Origin of the sequence: Companilactobacillus hulinensis, assembly GCF_003946555.1 — a bacterium.
Classification (GTDB): domain Bacteria; phylum Bacillota; class Bacilli; order Lactobacillales; family Lactobacillaceae; genus Companilactobacillus; species Companilactobacillus hulinensis.
The window spans coordinates 216,199-233,306 of record NZ_RHOO01000002.1 but is presented as its reverse complement, the minus strand read 5'-3'; the positions used below and the strand labels follow the sequence as shown (position 1 = coordinate 233,306).

Here is a 17,108-nt window from a genome sequence, read left to right as displayed (position 1 = left end):
GATACCTGATTTTTTCGTCTTGGTGTTTTTTTTATTCAGTTTTTCTCAAGTGGCTAACTTGATTATAAAATTTGCCACTAATAAATTATCTAATATTTATGAATTAAAAAATAATGAGTTTATTAAGATAACTGACCGTGCTCTGGCAAAACGTTCACCATGGGCATTCAATAAAACAGTTAAAGGTTCAAATGGACTTACTTACTATAGGGTTGCTACCAACGAATGGTTGCCCTCAGATCATATAAAATCTATAGAAATATTTGATTATGACTCAAGTAAAAAAGTTATTACAATTGGTAATTGGAATGCTGTTACGGTGGATCCATCTGGGCATCGTACAAATAATATATTAAATGCACACTCTACTTGGAAGGCACTTCCAGATATTGTATATATAAATGGCCAAACTTATTATCAAATAAGTCCTGATGAATTTGTCTCAACCTATGATGTATATACACCGGGTCCACAGACTGAAAATACAAATGTACAAAATAATGATGGGAAAATTATTGGAAATTCACAATCAAAGGTCTATCACACACCCGATCAAAAGAATTATACAATTAGCGATAAACATAGAGTCGTATTCAATTCTGAAGAAGAAGCGATTGCCGCTGGATATCATAAATCAAAACGTTAAAAACCAAAAGCCACCCCAGACGGGATGGCTTTTTCATTACTTATAAACTGGATCAGGTTCATGTGTGACCCGACTTCTAATATCACGTCTGAATATTTCAATTACCCACATCCAAATCATGTGACCTAATGCTTCTGAAAAATGTTCTTCAAATGGCTGATTCCACACCGCAGGTACTGTTCCCATCAGCGGCATGATAACTAAGTGAAACGCTACCCAAACTCCAAGTCCAAAAATAGTACCTTGACCAAGCGTTACTTTAGGATATTTTTCTGCCAATAAACAGTAAATAATTGCGAACGTAATTGAAAATCCAAAATGCATGATAAAACTTACCCATGGCATTTGTTGACCAGAATAGGTATATGTCAAATGAGTAAATGTCCTTGGGAATCCGAACTGTTGTAACAATTCCTGAGGCGGATTGGTCATATTTCTAGCAATTGTTCGTGGCGGTAATAATACTTCCCAACCAAGCTTTACTATTCCAGAAACTATACCACCTAATAAGCCTGATAATAAGACAGCCTTCAATCTCTTTGTCATAGTGATTAACTCCTTTCCTATTCTCAAATGCGATTATAGACCGATTTTTTGATAGTAAAAGAATTTGAGATTATCACACACAACTTTTATTGTCCCTACATCTAATGTAGTATTAAGCACATAGTTAACTACTAACTAATTGGGGGGATAAATTTGCGCAAGTTATATATAAATCAAAAAGTTTTGTCCATGAAAGAAAAATTTACCGTACTTAATGATCAAGAAAGCCCGGTATATAAGATTGTTGGTAGCATGTTTGCTATTCCAAAGCACTTCGATATTATGGACCTAAACGACAATGTCATTGCCACTGTGACCAAGGAACCGATCACTTGGATGCCAAAGTTTCATCTGACGATTGATGGCAAACAAGTTGCGACCATCAAAAAACAATTTTCATTTCTCAAACCACATTACGAGATCTCTGCAGCTGGGATATCTGTTTCTGGTGACTTCTGGGATATGAACTTCGCTGTTGTAAGAAATGAGAAAACTGTCGGTAGTGTCGAAAAACGCTGGTTCAGTGTTGGTGACAAATACGAAATTACGATTAATAATCCAGAAGATGAATTATTAATTGTTGGTTTGGTAGTTGCCATTGATTACGTTAAACATGCTGAAGCAGCTGCAAGAAGTTCCGCTAATGGCTAAATAATTGATTGGAACAGATCAAATTTTTCATATTTGGTCTGTTTTTTTTACACAAAACTCCTTTATAATAATCTAATGGAATTTTTTAGGGGGAAATCATTTTGAACGAACTATTTGAAAAAGAGTCTATCCCTAAAGCGTATTTCACCCTTGCCCTGCCCGTTGTTCTAGGTATGGTAGCAAGTATGATTTACAATTTAGCAGATACATTCTTCATTTCGCAGACACAAAATACTGATTTGGTGGCCGGAGTGGCTCTGTGTACACCACTATTCTCATTTTTGTTAGCATTAGGAGATATCTTCGGATTAGGTGGAAGTTCACTTATCTCTAGATTGCTAGGTCAAACCGAAAATGAAAAAAGCAAACGAGTAAGTAGCTTTTGTTTCTATTGGGGTATCATCTTGGGAGTTATTACTGCAATTCTATTAATAATTTTTGAAAATCCCATTTTGCACATGCTTGGAGCAAACGATGCCACTTACAAATTTGCCGCAAGTTTCTACCATATAATGGCAATTGGTGCACCTATAATTATTGTTTCACTCGTTCCTAGTAACCTAATTCGTACTGAGGGATTTGCTAAACAATCCATGGTTGGTACTATTGCCGGTACAGTGGTCACCATTATTCTCGACCCAATCTTCATCTTTCCATTACACATGGGAGCTGCTGGTGCGGCCCTTGCAACTGTAATTGGTTACGGTATTACTGATATTATTCTTGTTTGGGCAACTTTGAAATACTGTAATGTTATCAGTGTTGACTTCCATAAAATGTCAATCAACTCTAAGTTAATTACACAGGTCATTGTCATTGGTATACCCGCATCAATAACCAATCTAATGCAAGCATTCGGTACAGCTATTCTTAACCGCTATCTTGAGAATTATGGTGCAGTTCAAATTGCGGCAATGGGAATTGTTCTCAAAGTCTATATGATAATTATGCTAATAATGGTCGGATTCGCTTTTGGTGCTCAACCACTTATCGGATACAACTTTGGTGCTAAGAACATGGATCGATTCAAAAAAATCATCAGATTTGATTTGACGGTTGAAATTGTCTACGCCCTAGTTTTGGCAGCAATCCTAATGATATTTGCTCCTCAAATTGTTGGATTATTCCTTAAGGATACGGCTGTAATAACTGCTGGTACACATATTCTACGTGCCTTCCTATGTACAACTCCATTCATCGGAGCAATTCTAGTATTTACGACTGTCTTCCAATCAACCGGTAAAGCCTTGGATGCCTTCATCATGTCAATTGCTAGACAAGGTGTCATCTTCTATCTCGTAATCGTAATTGCTTCACGTACCTTCGGATACTACGGAGTCGTTTGGTCTCAACCATTAGCTGACTTTTTAACCTTCATTATCGGAATGATCTTGTACAAAGAAACATTCAAAATGACCAACCAAATCAAGTCATAATATTCTGATATTCTCAATGATTACGATAAAATGTAGTTGTACCATTGAAATAATAAAAATGAATAAGCGAGGAGCTTCAATTTGAAAATAATCTACCCTGTAGTTATTGCCCAAAATGAACCTAGCAGCAAAATTTCATGCATTGTTTCAATTCCAAATATTCGTAATCACTTTAATTTAATTGATAAATTTAACGAATCAAACGTTACTAATCTTGAAAACTTTGAACGAAGCATCCCTCCGTCTAGTTGATCAACATTGTAATCATTTAAATATTACACAGGTAAAATATTAATATTTTGCCTGTGCTTTTTTGTACAAAAAAAGCTCTGAACAAATCGTCCAGAGCCCAAATTTACTTATTCCACAAATACTTAGCATCCAATTCATGATCAAATGAAGTCAAAATTTTAGGGCCATCATCAGTAATTACAATTGTATGTTCGTACTGACAACTTAAACTTCCATCCTCAGTTCTGATAGTCCATCCATCATTTTCATCAGGTTCCGTACATTCAAAGCTTCCAACATTGATCATTGGTTCAATGGTAATAGTCATTCCCGCCTTCAAACGTGTTCCATGGCCAGGCTTACCATAGTGAGGTACATCAGGTGCTTCATGCATTGTAGGTCCAATTCCGTGTCCTACATAATCACGTACGACGCCATAACCCAACTTGTCTTCTGCATATTCTTGAATTGCATTACCAATATCACCAATACGATTGCCGACAACTGCTTGGTCAATTCCCAAGTATAATGACTTCAAAGTAACATCCATCAATTTCTTAACCTCATCAGATGGTTCTCCGACAACGACTGCATGGCAAGCATCACTCAAATAACCATGGTAATCAATAACAGTATCAAGTTTGATCAAGTCACCATCTTTAACGATGATGTCCTTACTTGGACAACCGTGACAAATCATATCATTAACACTGATACAGGTTGAATACTTATAACCTTCGAAGTTCAATTCTCCAGGAGTTGCATCATGTCCAACAATATATTTGTATGCAAAGTTATCAATATCCCAAGTTGATAATCCTGGCTTAACATAATCCTCTAGTTCATGAAACAAGCCTGCTAGAATGTCTCCAGCTTCTTGCATTCCCTCAATTTCTCGATCTGATTTTAATGTTATCATTCGTTTTCTCCAAAAAATAATTTTGTATTACCCTTCTCATATTTCATTACTCTCTAATAATACTCTAAAATACCTGTTTCTTCAGAATCTTCCACTTATCGAAGAATTCGTCAGCACTATTGAATTCTCGACCATTCTCAATATACTCTTTAGCTTTCATAACTAACGGTGAAGAATTCTCATATGTTAGTTCATCTAACCCAATTGACAATCCGCCTAGTGAATCCTGTCCAACGAATTGATCGACCGTATTTGAAATCTTGCCATCATACTTATTAACATCATAAAATACACAAATATGTTGATTATAATTCCACTTCTCATACTTCCAAGGATATCTGAAACTAGTAATACCTAATTGCATCACATCCGTGGCATCGAGCTGTGTCTCCTCTTTGATTTCGCGAATTATTGCATTATTTAGAGGCTCTCCATCGTCCAAGCTTCCACCTGGTAAATCATATCGGTTAATATATGGACCGCCATTTTTCTTGATCACTACCAAATTACTGTTATCTGAAATAATTCCGTAGACTCCAAATGCTCTGTGAAATTTCTTCGACATATTGATATCCCCCATATCTTTTATAAAAGTGTTTATAATTATAGCACTTTACCACCCTCACTAATTAAACAAGATGAGCATTTGTAAAGCTTCCATGCGAGATTTTTTGATAGTTTTAAAATGTAGTCGAAAACATGGTCTGAAACATTATTTTTTCCGCTTAAATCAAAAAGAGGCTGTAATCGAAAAACTCGATTACAACCTCTTTTTGTCTTAATGCTCGAAAGTTGAACATGTTCTGTCCTACTCTATATCATCATAAGGAGAGTACAGGATTTGAACCTGCGCGCCGGTATGAACCGGTTCGCCGGATTTCGAGTCCGGTGCATTGCCACTCTGCCAACTCTCCATAACAAAAGGCTTTCGCCTTTATTATTATATTATTAATACTGCATCAATGTAAACATATCATAGCCTTTAATTTTGTCGCGACCATGAAGATCTTTCAACTCAATCAAGAAGGCAGTTCCAACAACGATACCACCAAGCTTTTCAACTAGGTCGATTGTTGCGGCCAATGTACCACCAGTTGCCATCAAATCATCAACAACAAGTACTTTTTGGCCAGGCTTTACAGCATCTTTTTGCATGTAAAGTGAACTTTGTCCATATTCCAAATCATAAGTAACTGATTCAGTTTCACGAGGCAACTTGCCTTTTTTGCGTGCTGGAGCAAATCCAACACCTAATTTGTAGGCAACTGGACAGCCAACGATAAATCCACGTGCTTCGGGTCCGGCAATCATTTCTGCGCCACGACTCTTAGCATATTTCACTATTTCATCTGTTGCAGCGGCATATGCTTTGCCGTCTAACATCAATGGTGAAATGTCACGAAATAGTACACCTGGTTCTGGAAAGTCCGGAACATTAGCAACGTATTTCTTAAAATCAATATCCATCTTTTAATTTCTCCATTCAATCTAACAATGGCAATCGAAGTCACTCATCCAAGACAAGAGACTGTCAAAGTCGGATTCAATTAATATTTTTTCAACATCATTGCGTTGTAATCTCTTAAGATATGTTGGAGACTCAATCAATTCGCGTTGTTGTGAAGCATTAGCTTTTTCAACAAAGCCATTTACTATTTTAACAAAATCTAGCTCTAAAAACACTTTTAAATAGAAATCTATATCAGTTTTTTTGCACTGCAAATACTCAGCCACTAATTCCATACCGTCTGCTTTGACGTTTTGATGAGTATATAGATACTTCAAAAACGATTTCATTGCCATCATATCAGGCTTCAAATAGCGACTGGTCAAATCTGTGTGGAAATATAGTGCTACGTGCTTAGTCTTATTCTTTTTGACGAACTCTTTGAATAAATCCACGTTATGTGGTCGATCATAGATCAATATATTCTGTCCGCTACAATCTTCATTATACATGATTAACTTAACTTGTGGATGTGTTCTATTGGCAGCTTCATAATAAGTTTCGTTAAAGAAGACTACTGCATCAAACTTATTCAGGATTGCTCCTGAAATTTGCTTATTACGATAATCGAAGTAGACATCATGTAATTGACTGATCTTCATCCCTTCAGCAGAAACTTCAAAGTCATCCAGCATCAATTGTAGATTCTTCCGCCCACGCCATTCATTGATACCAAGCTCACCATACACATCAAAGATATCTGACTTAGCTTGTTCAAACTTAGGATACATTCCAAATCCGATAGCACCAATTTGGTGACTTGAATCCGCAACACTAGTCTTTAGATGGGTTCCATCCTTGCCAATTGCCTTGCCATCAGGTAAGGACACATTTGCCAATCTGATCACTGGCTTAGGATTACCCATTCCAAATGGAGCTAATTGACCTATCTCTTTGATCAAATCAAAACTCATATCACTAATATTCATATCCAAGTCATACAACTTGGTAACTGGACCAGTCGGATCAAAATCCTGCTTAGCTGGTTCTTCCTGTAACAATGGCGTTAACTTTTCGAGTTCATCTTTTCCAATCGAGAAGCCACACGCCTGAGCATGTCCACCGAATCCAGCAAACAATTCATTATGAGCATTCAAAGCATCAAATAAATTGAATCCTTCTGGACTTCTTCCAGAACCTTTGTACAACCCTGCATCAGCATCATATTGCAGTACCAATGCTGGCTTGTGTTCCTGTTCAACTGCACGACTGGCAACAATACCTAATATACCTTGATGCCACTTGTCACTCTTTAGAATCAGAACTCCATTATCTTTTTGCTCTTGAATCTGTGATTGGGAATCTGCGAACGCTGAAGCAACCAATCCTTGTCTTTGCGTATTGATATCTTCTGTCTCATCAACGATTTCCTTGGCAAAGGATTCATCACCAGTCGTCAATAATTCAACTCCAGATGAAGCATTAGCTAATCTACCCAAGGCATTTATTCTAGGCGCAACCTTGAATCCGATATCCTCTTCCGTCATTTGATTGATCTTCAAATCACACTTTTTGATCAAAGCAGTTAGTCCAACGTGCTTATTATCAGCCATTCGTTTGAGACCTTCAGTAACAATCACCCGATTCTCACCTAATAATGGTACAGAGTCCGCAATCGTTCCAATTGCTGCAATATCAATCAAGTCCAGCGCTTCATCACCCAACAATGCATCCGCAATCTTAAAGGCAACTCCGGCACCAGATAAATAAGGACATACATATTCAGAACCTGGAATGGTTGGATGAACAATTGCATCAGCTTCTGGCAATTCATCAGGCAGATCATGGTGATCAGTAATAACTACTTTGATACCACGATCCTTCAGATACTTGATCTGTTCTTTACCACTAACACCATTATCAACCGTGATAAGCAGATCAATATTCTGGTCAGCCAAGAACTTGTAGACATCCAAATTAGGACCATATCCATCCTTGAAACGGTCAGGAATATAGAATATTGGTTTAACACCCAATCGCTGAAGTGTTAATTTCATAATTGATGTACTAGTAACTCCGTCAGCATCATAATCACCATAAATGGCGATTTTACTTTCATTTTGAACAGCTTCGTCAATGACATCAAGTGCCTTATCCATATCATGCAAGCCAAACGGATCTTGCAATCCTGAGACATCCGCGTGAATGAACTCATCTATTTCAGCCTTATCAGTCAATCCCCTCGAGATCAATAGTTCACCAAGAACTGGCCTAACATTATTTTCAGATGAAAAATCCTTAATTTCTTGTTTAGTGGGATTTTTTCGTTTTTCCCAATTGATTAATACCACTACATCACCTACTAACTAAATCATTATAACAGTGTTTCAAACAAAAAAATAAGCCCTTGTTTGAAAAGGCTTATTTAGAAAATACTGCAAGTGTTGCTTTGTTTGCCGGCATACTGCTTATCAAAGAAGCTTGAATTGCCCAGCGATTAGTACCACCATCAGCACAAGTTATCAGCGTGAGAAGTTTTTGTCCTTTCTCGTCATCTAATAAATATACAGCGGTTGGCGGAACTATTTTTTTGTAAAATATCTTATAAGTATACACACGTTTCATATTGGTGATATACGCTTTGTCTCCAATTTGAGCATTTTCAAGTGGAGAAAACAAGGCACCTTTATTAGTCATATAATGACCAGCCAGTGCATAATTATTCTGACCCATTTTCTCATGTTCCTTCATCGTACCGCCACCAGTTGACAGTGAATTGTCACTCAATCCCTTAACGATAGGTAGATACAAGCTAACTGAAGGCACAGCCATTTTCCCGATCACCGCCGCATCATTACTAACTGAAGCCTTAGCAACCTGAGAAGCTGTCAGTGGTTTGACCTTCTTAAAATCAAACTCTCCTTGAGTCTTCTCATTTTTCTTAGCTTTTTCAGCTGTCAACGAAGACAAATGATAATCAGAAATACGGCTGACTGCATATTCTTTGATCGGTTCATTAAAAATCAGAGCTAATGCTACTATTAATAGTAAGATCGTTCCAAATATTGAAAAGAATTTCTTCATAATTCTTCATCCGTTCAGACATATTTTAATTCATAATGATATATTAAAGCATAACATAGAAAATGTTAAATTTTTAATTTGAGCATAAGCTAACAACGCCATCTTGCGATAATACTGTATAATAGTAAGTAAATCAAAATCGGAGGTAATTATATGAGTATCCTTGTACTTGGTGGTGCCGGCTATGTCGGTTCTCACACTGTAGATCATTTATGCGAAATGGGCTATGACGTTGTTGTAGCTGATAATTTGGTAACTGGCCATCGTTCAGCCGTTAATGACAAAGCAAAATTTTACGAAGGTGATATTCGTGATAAGGAATTCCTTATTAAGTTATTCCAAAACGAAGATATCACCGATGTAATCCACTTTGCTGCCTTTTCAGTTGTTCCTGAATCTATGAAAGATCCTCTTAAATACTTTGATAACAACACTTACGGCATGATTTCATTGCTTGAAGTAATGAAGGACTTTGACGTCAAACACATCATCTTCTCTTCAACTGCCGCAACTTATGGTGAACCAAAGCATATTCCAATTAAAGAAACTGACCCAACTGTTCCAACTAACCCATATGGTGAAAGTAAACTTGCCATGGAAAAGATCATGCACTGGTCTGATGTAGCATACGGTATCAAGTTCGTTGCTCTACGTTACTTCAATGTTGCTGGAGCTAAGTCTGACGGTACTATTGGCGAAGACCACAATCCTGAAACTCACTTGATTCCAGTTGTTCTACAAGCAGCTGCTGGTCAACGTGACAAATTGACAATCTTTGGTGATGACTACGATACTGAAGATGGTACAAACGTCCGTGACTACGTTCACGTTGAGGATTTGGCAGAAGCTCACCGTCTAGCTATGGAATACTTACGTGCTGGTAACAATAGCAACATCTTCAACCTTGGTTCTTCAAACGGATTCTCAAATAAAGAGATTCTTGAAGCTGCACGTGAAGTTACTGGTAAAGAAATTCCTGCTGAAATAGGCCCTCGTCGTCCTGGTGATCCAAGTACATTGATTGCCGACTCAAGTAAGGCCCGTGAAGTCTTAGGTTGGAAGCCACAATTTGATGATGTTCAAACTGTCATCAAAGATGCTTGGAACTTTAAGACAAAACATATGAATGGTTATGAAGATAAATAATCAATTTTATAGTGTAAACACGTTAAATCAAAGGGACTGTAATCCAAAATCGGATTGCAGTCCCTTTTGATTTAATGCTTGAGAATTGAACTTTCTTTATCGCACCTTAATTCCTACGGTAGTTGTCCTACTTTTAAAATGGTAAAATAATATTACCATTATTGATTCATTTATCGAATTGGGGGAAAACAAATGAAACTAACAAAGAGTGAAATAATTCGCTACAGTTCATTAATTGCAGTGTTCCTTATCCTACTCGTATACCCAGGACAAATATTAAACTTGTTCAAGGGGTTATATTCTGTATCTCTACCACTAATTATTGGTGGTGCACTGGCATACTGCATCAATATACTAAGCCGAATGCTAGAAAAACACTTCTGGCCTAAGGCTAAGAATAAATTGGCTGCTGGATCACGTCGTCCTCTAGCAATATTATTGGCACTGGTAATCATTGTGGCAATAATTGCTTGGGTATTGCGTTTAGTTCTACCGCAATTCATTTCAGCCATCAGTAGTTTCTTTTCCAGTCTTCCTAACCTACTCGATGACATCAACAAATGGCTGAACAATTCTAACCAAGCAAACGTGATAACCTCACAACTGGAGACGAGTCAGATTGATTGGGCAACTATTCAATCCAAATTAATGAAGTTTGTTTCATCAGGGGTCTCTGGAATATTTTCATCGTCAATCACCATTTTTGGTAGCTTATCAAAAGGTTTATTCAACTTCATCCTTGCCTTTACCTTTGCCATTTATCTTGTTAGTGGCAAAGAAAGAATCGCTAATCGTTTGAACCGTGTTCTTGACGCTTTCATCCCTGAAAAAATCATGGATAAAACACGTTACGTGATCAAAATTACTGACAACGCATTTTCAAGCTTTATCAGTGGTCAAACTATCGAAGCCATCATTCTGGGTACATTATGTGCCCTAGGAATGTGGATCTTTCGCTTCCCCAATGCCTTATCAGTTGGAGCATTGGTTGGTGTCACTGCTCTAGTTCCGATGATTGGTGCATGGATCGGTGGTGTGGTTGGATTCGTTCTTATCGCAGTTACATCTCCACTTGAAGGGGTATTATTTGTCGTCTATATCATCATCTTGCAACAAATCGAAAGTAATCTTATCTACCCTCGTGTCGTTGGCGGTTCGATTGGATTACCCGGTATTCTAGTACTAGCGGCAATTACCGTTGGTGGTGGACTTGCTGGCATTATTGGTATGTTGCTAAGTGTTCCGATTGCGGCTACTATTTATCAGTTAATTAAAAACGCAACTTTGAAAAAAGAACAAAATGCTCAACCTGTTGTTGAGAAAAAAACAGAATAAAAAATTTTGTATAACAAAAGCCTCGATTCTCAAAAGAATCGGGGCTTTTGCTTTGCATTTACCGGCATTCCTTTATATACTTACATGTAAGGAAAAGTAAGGAGTGGTCAAATTGAATATAGAAAAAAATAAAGAAGTTATTCCTGCAAAGATTACTTCAAAAAATCAAATTACTATTCCAAAACAAGTTAGAAATAGACTTCACTTGGATAAACACGATTCATTAAACTTTGTCATAAAAAGTAATGGTGAAATTACAGTGGAAAATGATAAGAATTTCTGGAGAATCGTTGCTGAACAAGAAAAGAAATACGGAAGTGTTTCTACTCCTGAAATTGACTGGGGACAAGATGTTGGCTCAGAGGTCATTGACTAATGATATACAATCAAGGAGATATTTTTTTCTTCGATTTGGAACCAGCAAAGGGTACTGAACCTAAGAAAACCAGACCATGTGTTATTGTAAGCAATAATGAATATAACAAGTTTATGAATACCGTTTTGATTGTTCCGATAAGCTCTTCTTCAAAATATCGTGACGAAAAAAAATATCAAAAATCTCCTTTTTTTGTTGATATAGACAACAATAATGTACATGGAACTGCTCTTTTACAGCACATTAGATCTGTTGATCCAAACAAACGAATTAAAGGAAAGATTTTAGACACTATTTCAAAGGACAATCAAAGTTTAATCTCAAAAATAATAAAAAATTTTGTATAACAAAAGCCTCGATTCTCAAAAGAATCGGGGCTTAAATTTTGCAACCTATTAGAAATTAGCAGTATCAGGATCTGTAGCAACACCGGCAAGTCCATGTAGACCATCAATAGTCTTCATATCATCACTTGAAATTTCAAAGTCAAAGATTTGACCATTTTCCTTAATTCTATCAGCGTGAACTGACTTAGGAAGTGGTAAGAATTCATGTTGCAATGACCACCGCAATACTAATTGTGCAACTGACTTGTTGTAACGTGTTGCCATTTCTTTCAATTCTGGAACTTGGAAGATCTTACCTGTACCAAGTGGGCTATATGCTTCACTAAGAATGTTGTGTGCCTTGTTATATGCAACAACTTCTGGTTGAAGGTCACTTGGGTTAAGGAAGATTTGGTTAACCATTGGTGTAACTGTGGCAGTCTTCAAAAGCTCATCCATGTGTTGTGGACGGAAGTTTGAGATACCAATTGCACGAGTCTTACCAGCTTTTAGCAAGTCTTCCATTGCACGCCATGTTTCAGCATTAACTTCTTTCCAGTTTTCACGGAACTTAACTGGATTTGGCCAGTGAATCAAGTATAGATCAACATAATCAACATTTAATTCTGATAATGAGTGATCCATAGCCTTGATAGTTGTGTCATAACCATGATCATCATTCCATAGCTTAGTAGTCAAGAATAAGTCATCACGTTTGATTCCTGAAGCCTTGATTCCTTCCCCTACACTGTCTTCGTTACCATAAGCAGCTGCAGTATCAATATGATGATATCCTGCCTCAATAGCAGCTTTGACACTCTCTTTAGCAACGTCACCATCAGGTGTTTGCCATGTACCGAAACCGACGATAGGAATCTTCACACCGTTACTGAGTGTATATGTATCAGTTAAACCATTTAAATTTGCCATTTGAAACTCCTTCACAAATAAGTTTATATGTATATCATAACAAAACATTTCATATCACAAAAAAATAAGCACTCGACACAAATACTGAATGCTCGTCTTGATTAAACTAATCCTTGAATAATCATTGTATCCGCCACTTTAGTAAATCCAGCAATATTGGCTCCACTCAAGTAATCACCACTGACACCATATTCATCGGCTGCCTTGACTGATTGGGCAAAAATATCTTTCATAATATCTTTTAGACGATCATCTACTTCTTCAAATGACCAGCTTAAACGCATACTATTTTGACTCATTTCAAGTGCAGATACTGCAACACCGCCAGCGTTCGCAGCCTTGGCAGGTCCATAAAGCAATTCTGCATTCTGGTATTCTTTGATGGCTTCAGTATCACTAGGCATATTGGCACCTTCAGCGACAGCCTTAACACCATTCTCGACTAACAATTTGGCTTGTTCACCACTGATTTCATTTTGAGTTGCACATGGTAGTGCAATATCATAACTCAATTTAGCATCCCAAACTGAACCTTCGTGATATTCACCACTACTTACACGATCAGCGTATTCACTGATACGTCCACGTTCGACTTCTTTAATTTGTTTGACAATATCCAAGTCAATACCGTTCTCATCAACAATATAGCCATTTGAATCTGAACAAGTAATGACTTTGCCACCTAATTCAGTAACTTTTTGGATGGCATAAATTGCGACATTTCCGGCACCAGAAACAACGACTTTTTTACCAGCAAAATCTGAATTATTAGCTTTTAACATTTCCTCAGTATAGTAAGCTAATCCGAATCCGGTAGCTTCAGTTCTAGCAAGTGAACCACCATAAGTCAATCCTTTACCAGTCAATACACCACGATCAGATCCACGTAGACGCTTGTATTGTCCATAAAGATAACCAATCTCACGACCACCAACACCAATATCTCCGGCGGGAACATCTGTATCCAAACCAATATATTTACTTAGCTCAGTCATGAAGCTCTGACAAAAGCGCATGATTTCATTATCAGACTTACCTTTTGGATCGAAGTCAGATCCACCTTTACCACCACCAATTGGTAAACCAGTCAAAGCATTCTTAAAAATTTGCTCGAATCCCAAGAATTTGACGATACTTAAGTTAACTGAGGGGTGGAATCTCAAACCACCTTTGTATGGTCCGATAGCCGAATTGAATTGAACTCTGAATCCACGGTTGACCTGTGAATTACCCAAGTCATCTAACCATGGAACACGGAATTGAATAACACGTTCTGGTTCAGTTAGTCTTTCTAGAATATTTTCATCAATATACTCTGGATGCTTCTCAAAGACAGGTGTCATTGTCTGGAAAAAGTCATGAATTGCTTCCAAGAACTCTGGTTGATTTGGATCTCTCTTCTCGATAACCGAATACACATGTTGCAAATAATCAGTTGCTTTGCTCATAAAATCATCCTCCAATATTAGATATCTAGTTACAATTATTTTACAGGTTTAAGTTATTAATTGCACGATGATTATTAGAGTTTCTTTAATAATTTGATTTCTTTCTAATTTAGACATCGTAATAAAAAAAGGAGTCATACTTAACTTGATACTGTTACATCAAGTTAAGTATGACTCTTATTTTTAAATAAATCACTTTTAATAACAAAAACCAAACTAGTCGTAAGGGTTGAGAATATTTGTTTGCAATGAAAGTTGTGTTAGAGCTTGTCTCTTACACAACCGGGCGCGTTTTTAGACTTGTCGAATTTAACAAGGCTAAAAACCGAGAACTGAGACCGCACTTCTGGCTCAGTTTGGTCCGCATAGCGAACAAATATTCTCAGCCCTGGAGACGAAATATCAAACACTAAATCTAAATACCCAATGCAATTTGAGCAAAACGACTCATCTTACTCATATCCCAAATTGGATACCAAACCAAATTAATGTCACACGAATCAATGCCATCAACTGATTCAGCAGCGTTATGAATATCATTTGAAATCATATCGCTCAATGGACAGCCCATAGTTGTTAACGTCATAGTAACAGTACAAAGACTTCCCTCAATCTCAATACCATAGATCAATCCAAGATTAACAATATCGATTCCTAGTTCTGGATCAATAACATCTTCCAGAGCATCCATAACTGCTTCTTTTTGTTTATCCATTTGTTCGTTTTCACTCATAAGGACACCTCAATTCGATTACTTAACAATTTTGTGACTTCCAGAAATATATACCTTCTGTAGTAATGCTAAGCATATTATAGCAAATACAGCAATTAAATATATCCCTAGTTCATAGCCGCCTGTAGCTTGTTTGATTATACCAAGTATAATTGGTGGGAAGTATCCACCAAGTCCACCCATGGCCCCAACAAAGCCAGTAACAGCACCAGTATTGCTATCGGAAACGAATGGAACCATTTTAAAAATAATTCCATTGCCCAATCCGACTAGAACACCTATTACTACCATTATAGTAAGAAATACCCCTTGTGTCTGTAGGAAAAACCCTAAAATTATTGCGGCAGCAGTAATTGCTATAAAATCATACTTCAAAAGTGTCATAGGACGAATCTTATCTGAAAGATAACCACCGATTGGACGTGTTAGAGTTCCAAGAACTGCAAAGACAGCAGCCCATAATCCGGCATCCACTAGGCTACTATGGAACAGATTGACCATAAACATCGACAGTAGATTCGTCATAGCCATAAATAGACCGAATGTTAGAAAATAAAACAAAGCCAAATACCAGGTATCCTTTTCTTTAGCAACAGCTAAGGACTTACCCATACTAGCATTTTCATTCTTTTGAGACTCTGGTGCTATAAACATCATTAATAATGCAAAAATAACAAGTAAAACAATTAATAAATAAAAAACACTATTCAATCCCCATGCTTTTTCAATTCTTGGAAAGAAGAATGATGAAAAAGCTGTACCAATGTTACCTACACCTGCAATACCAAGAACTAATCCCTGCTTCTCAGGCGGGAAGAATCCAGTAACGTATGAAATACCAACAGCAAATGATGTACCGCTCATCCCTAACAACAACGCTGAAATAATCATTGTACTAAAGGAACCAACTCTAGGAATCAACAATACAGGGATAATCAGGAAGAGCATCAAAACAATATAAACTTTCTTCCCACCATACTTATCACTCCAAATTCCCATTGGGATACGCATAATTGATCCCAAAAGAATTGGTGTAGCTAGTAAGAACGTACGTTGAAATTCACTTAACTCAATTCCATTATGTGTCAGAATAACTCCAACTAATGGTGACAAACTGAGCCAAACCATAAAACAAACCATCATGGACAAAGTACCCATGATCAAAGCAATTATTGATTTAGACTTACTTTCCATTATAATAGCCCCCTAAAATATTAGCCGCCGCTGACCGGTGGGATTATTGCTATTTCATCAACACTATCTAGTGAAAATTGCTTGTCATCAGCGTATTCTTCATCGATAGCAATCACAGATTGATCCAAGATATTTTTTAAATCAGGATATCTAACAACAATCGACTTCAAAACATCAGTTGGATAGAATTCTGGATTCAAATCAACTTCAATTGTTGGACCTATTTCTTCAGCTAAGATAGAAAACAATTTTACTTTCAATCTTCCAAACCTCCCCAACGAATTTTGTCACGATCATATTCCTTTTTCCAAATTGGAACAGTACGTTTCAACTCATCAATTAAAAATTGACAATTTTCAAATGCTTCGGCTCGATGTGGTGCGGCTACACCGATGAACACAGCTATATCTCCAAGTTGTAATTCACCGACACGATGAACCATGACTACATCCATTCCTTTGGCTAGCACTTTATCGGCTAACTTTTGCATTTCCTTCTCTGCCATTTTTTTATAAGTGGTGTACTCAATCTTTTCAGTTTCTATTTCACCAGTGAATTGGCGAATATTCCCAATAAATATATCAACTCCGCCATATTCATTGTGAATCAAACTCTTGGTGAGTTCCTCAGTATTGATGGGCTCATGTGTTATTTCTATTT

At 37.1% G+C, this 17,108-nt stretch carries 20 protein-coding genes and 1 tRNA gene; 8 read left to right on the top strand and 13 right to left on the bottom strand.

What is annotated here, in order from left to right:
• On the top strand, positions 1 to 646 hold a 646-nt coding region (locus EKM66_RS02355), incomplete at its 5' end, for a sunset domain-containing protein (protein ID WP_191988025.1).
• A gap of 36 nt (positions 647 to 682) precedes the next feature.
• On the opposite strand, the gene EKM66_RS02350 is transcribed toward EKM66_RS02355, so the two are convergent.
• The gene (locus EKM66_RS02350; protein WP_125761295.1) at positions 683 to 1,192 is read right to left on the bottom strand and encodes a YagU family protein; all 510 of its coding nucleotides are present in this window, start codon (positions 1,190 to 1,192) and stop codon (positions 683 to 685) included.
• A 153-nt stretch (positions 1,193 to 1,345) separates the two neighbouring features.
• Here EKM66_RS02350 and EKM66_RS02345 point away from each other — a divergent pair, with 153 nt between their 5' ends.
• The 3 genes from EKM66_RS02345 to EKM66_RS12490 all read left to right on the top strand — a co-directional run bounded on the left by EKM66_RS02345 (position 1,346) and on the right by EKM66_RS12490 (position 3,531).
• Positions 1,346 to 1,843, top strand: coding sequence for an LURP-one-related/scramblase family protein (locus EKM66_RS02345; protein WP_125761293.1), 498 nt, complete (start codon positions 1,346 to 1,348; stop codon positions 1,841 to 1,843).
• A gap of 101 nt (positions 1,844 to 1,944) precedes the next feature.
• The gene (locus EKM66_RS02340) at positions 1,945 to 3,279 is read left to right on the top strand and encodes an MATE family efflux transporter (protein WP_125761291.1); all 1,335 of its coding nucleotides are present in this window, start codon (positions 1,945 to 1,947) and stop codon (positions 3,277 to 3,279) included.
• Between the two features lie 81 nt (positions 3,280 to 3,360).
• Positions 3,361 to 3,531 (top strand): hypothetical protein, encoded by a 171-nt coding sequence (locus EKM66_RS12490; protein ID WP_164505015.1) that lies wholly within the window; start codon positions 3,361 to 3,363, stop codon positions 3,529 to 3,531.
• 103 nt (positions 3,532 to 3,634) lie between these two features.
• On the opposite strand, the gene map is transcribed toward EKM66_RS12490, so the two are convergent.
• The 6 genes from map to EKM66_RS02310 form a co-directional block, all read right to left on the bottom strand.
• Positions 3,635 to 4,429, bottom strand: a complete 795-nt coding sequence (gene map / locus EKM66_RS02335) for a type I methionyl aminopeptidase (protein WP_125761289.1) — start codon at positions 4,427 to 4,429, stop codon at positions 3,635 to 3,637.
• Between the two features lie 64 nt (positions 4,430 to 4,493).
• Positions 4,494 to 4,994 carry an NUDIX hydrolase gene (locus EKM66_RS02330; RefSeq protein WP_125761287.1) on the bottom strand — a complete coding sequence of 167 codons (501 nt, stop codon included), beginning with the start codon at positions 4,992 to 4,994 and terminating at the stop codon, positions 4,494 to 4,496.
• A 261-nt stretch (positions 4,995 to 5,255) separates the two neighbouring features.
• Positions 5,256 to 5,343: transfer RNA gene (locus tag EKM66_RS02325), tRNA-Ser, on the bottom strand.
• A gap of 34 nt (positions 5,344 to 5,377) precedes the next feature.
• Positions 5,378 to 5,896, bottom strand: a complete 519-nt coding sequence (locus EKM66_RS02320; RefSeq protein WP_125761285.1) for an adenine phosphoribosyltransferase — start codon at positions 5,894 to 5,896, stop codon at positions 5,378 to 5,380.
• A 21-nt stretch (positions 5,897 to 5,917) separates the two neighbouring features.
• Positions 5,918 to 8,227 carry a single-stranded-DNA-specific exonuclease RecJ gene (recJ, locus tag EKM66_RS02315; protein WP_125761283.1) on the bottom strand — a complete coding sequence of 770 codons (2,310 nt, stop codon included), beginning with the start codon at positions 8,225 to 8,227 and terminating at the stop codon, positions 5,918 to 5,920.
• Between the two features lie 70 nt (positions 8,228 to 8,297).
• A complete protein-coding gene (locus EKM66_RS02310; RefSeq protein ID WP_125761281.1) occupies positions 8,298 to 8,960 on the bottom strand; it encodes a class A sortase in 663 nt (220 codons plus the stop codon).
• 153 nt (positions 8,961 to 9,113) lie between these two features.
• On the opposite strand from EKM66_RS02310, the gene galE reads away from it, so the two are divergent.
• The 4 genes from galE to EKM66_RS02290 all read left to right on the top strand — a co-directional run bounded on the left by galE (position 9,114) and on the right by EKM66_RS02290 (position 12,164).
• Positions 9,114 to 10,106 carry a UDP-glucose 4-epimerase GalE gene (galE, locus tag EKM66_RS02305; protein ID WP_125761279.1) on the top strand — a complete coding sequence of 331 codons (993 nt, stop codon included), beginning with the start codon at positions 9,114 to 9,116 and terminating at the stop codon, positions 10,104 to 10,106.
• Positions 10,107 to 10,298: 192 nt separating this feature from the next.
• A complete protein-coding gene (locus EKM66_RS02300; RefSeq protein ID WP_125761277.1) occupies positions 10,299 to 11,441 on the top strand; it encodes an AI-2E family transporter in 1,143 nt (380 codons plus the stop codon).
• A gap of 112 nt (positions 11,442 to 11,553) precedes the next feature.
• Entirely contained in the window at positions 11,554 to 11,817 is a 264-nt protein-coding gene (locus EKM66_RS02295; RefSeq protein ID WP_318530594.1) for an AbrB/MazE/SpoVT family DNA-binding domain-containing protein, read from the top strand.
• Positions 11,817 to 12,164, top strand: coding sequence for a type II toxin-antitoxin system PemK/MazF family toxin (locus tag EKM66_RS02290; RefSeq protein ID WP_125761275.1), 348 nt, complete (start codon positions 11,817 to 11,819; stop codon positions 12,162 to 12,164). The genes EKM66_RS02295 and EKM66_RS02290 overlap by 1 nt, the downstream gene beginning before the upstream one ends.
• Before the next feature lie 48 nt (positions 12,165 to 12,212).
• Here EKM66_RS02290 and EKM66_RS02285 read toward each other — a convergent pair whose 3' ends face one another.
• The 6 genes from EKM66_RS02285 to EKM66_RS02260 form a co-directional block, all read right to left on the bottom strand.
• Positions 12,213 to 13,073, bottom strand: a complete 861-nt coding sequence (locus EKM66_RS02285) for an aldo/keto reductase (protein WP_125761273.1) — start codon at positions 13,071 to 13,073, stop codon at positions 12,213 to 12,215.
• Positions 13,074 to 13,174: 101 nt separating this feature from the next.
• Positions 13,175 to 14,521: an NADP-specific glutamate dehydrogenase gene (gene gdhA / locus EKM66_RS02280; protein ID WP_125761271.1), complete on the bottom strand. Its 1,347-nt coding sequence runs from the start codon at positions 14,519 to 14,521 to the stop codon at positions 13,175 to 13,177.
• 415 nt (positions 14,522 to 14,936) lie between these two features.
• Positions 14,937 to 15,254: a metal-sulfur cluster assembly factor gene (locus EKM66_RS02275; RefSeq protein WP_125761269.1), complete on the bottom strand. Its 318-nt coding sequence runs from the start codon at positions 15,252 to 15,254 to the stop codon at positions 14,937 to 14,939.
• An 18-nt stretch (positions 15,255 to 15,272) separates the two neighbouring features.
• On the bottom strand, positions 15,273 to 16,448 hold the full coding sequence (locus tag EKM66_RS02270; protein WP_125761267.1) for a nitrate/nitrite transporter: 1,176 nt from the start codon (positions 16,446 to 16,448) through the stop codon (positions 15,273 to 15,275).
• A 20-nt stretch (positions 16,449 to 16,468) separates the two neighbouring features.
• Positions 16,469 to 16,708 carry a MoaD/ThiS family protein gene (locus EKM66_RS02265; RefSeq protein ID WP_164505014.1) on the bottom strand — a complete coding sequence of 80 codons (240 nt, stop codon included), beginning with the start codon at positions 16,706 to 16,708 and terminating at the stop codon, positions 16,469 to 16,471.
• The gene (locus EKM66_RS02260; protein ID WP_404811449.1) at positions 16,705 to 17,106 is read right to left on the bottom strand and encodes a molybdenum cofactor biosynthesis protein MoaE; all 402 of its coding nucleotides are present in this window, start codon (positions 17,104 to 17,106) and stop codon (positions 16,705 to 16,707) included. Before EKM66_RS02260 ends, EKM66_RS02265 begins: the two co-directional genes overlap by 4 nt.
• Positions 17,107 to 17,108 lie beyond the last annotated feature (2 nt).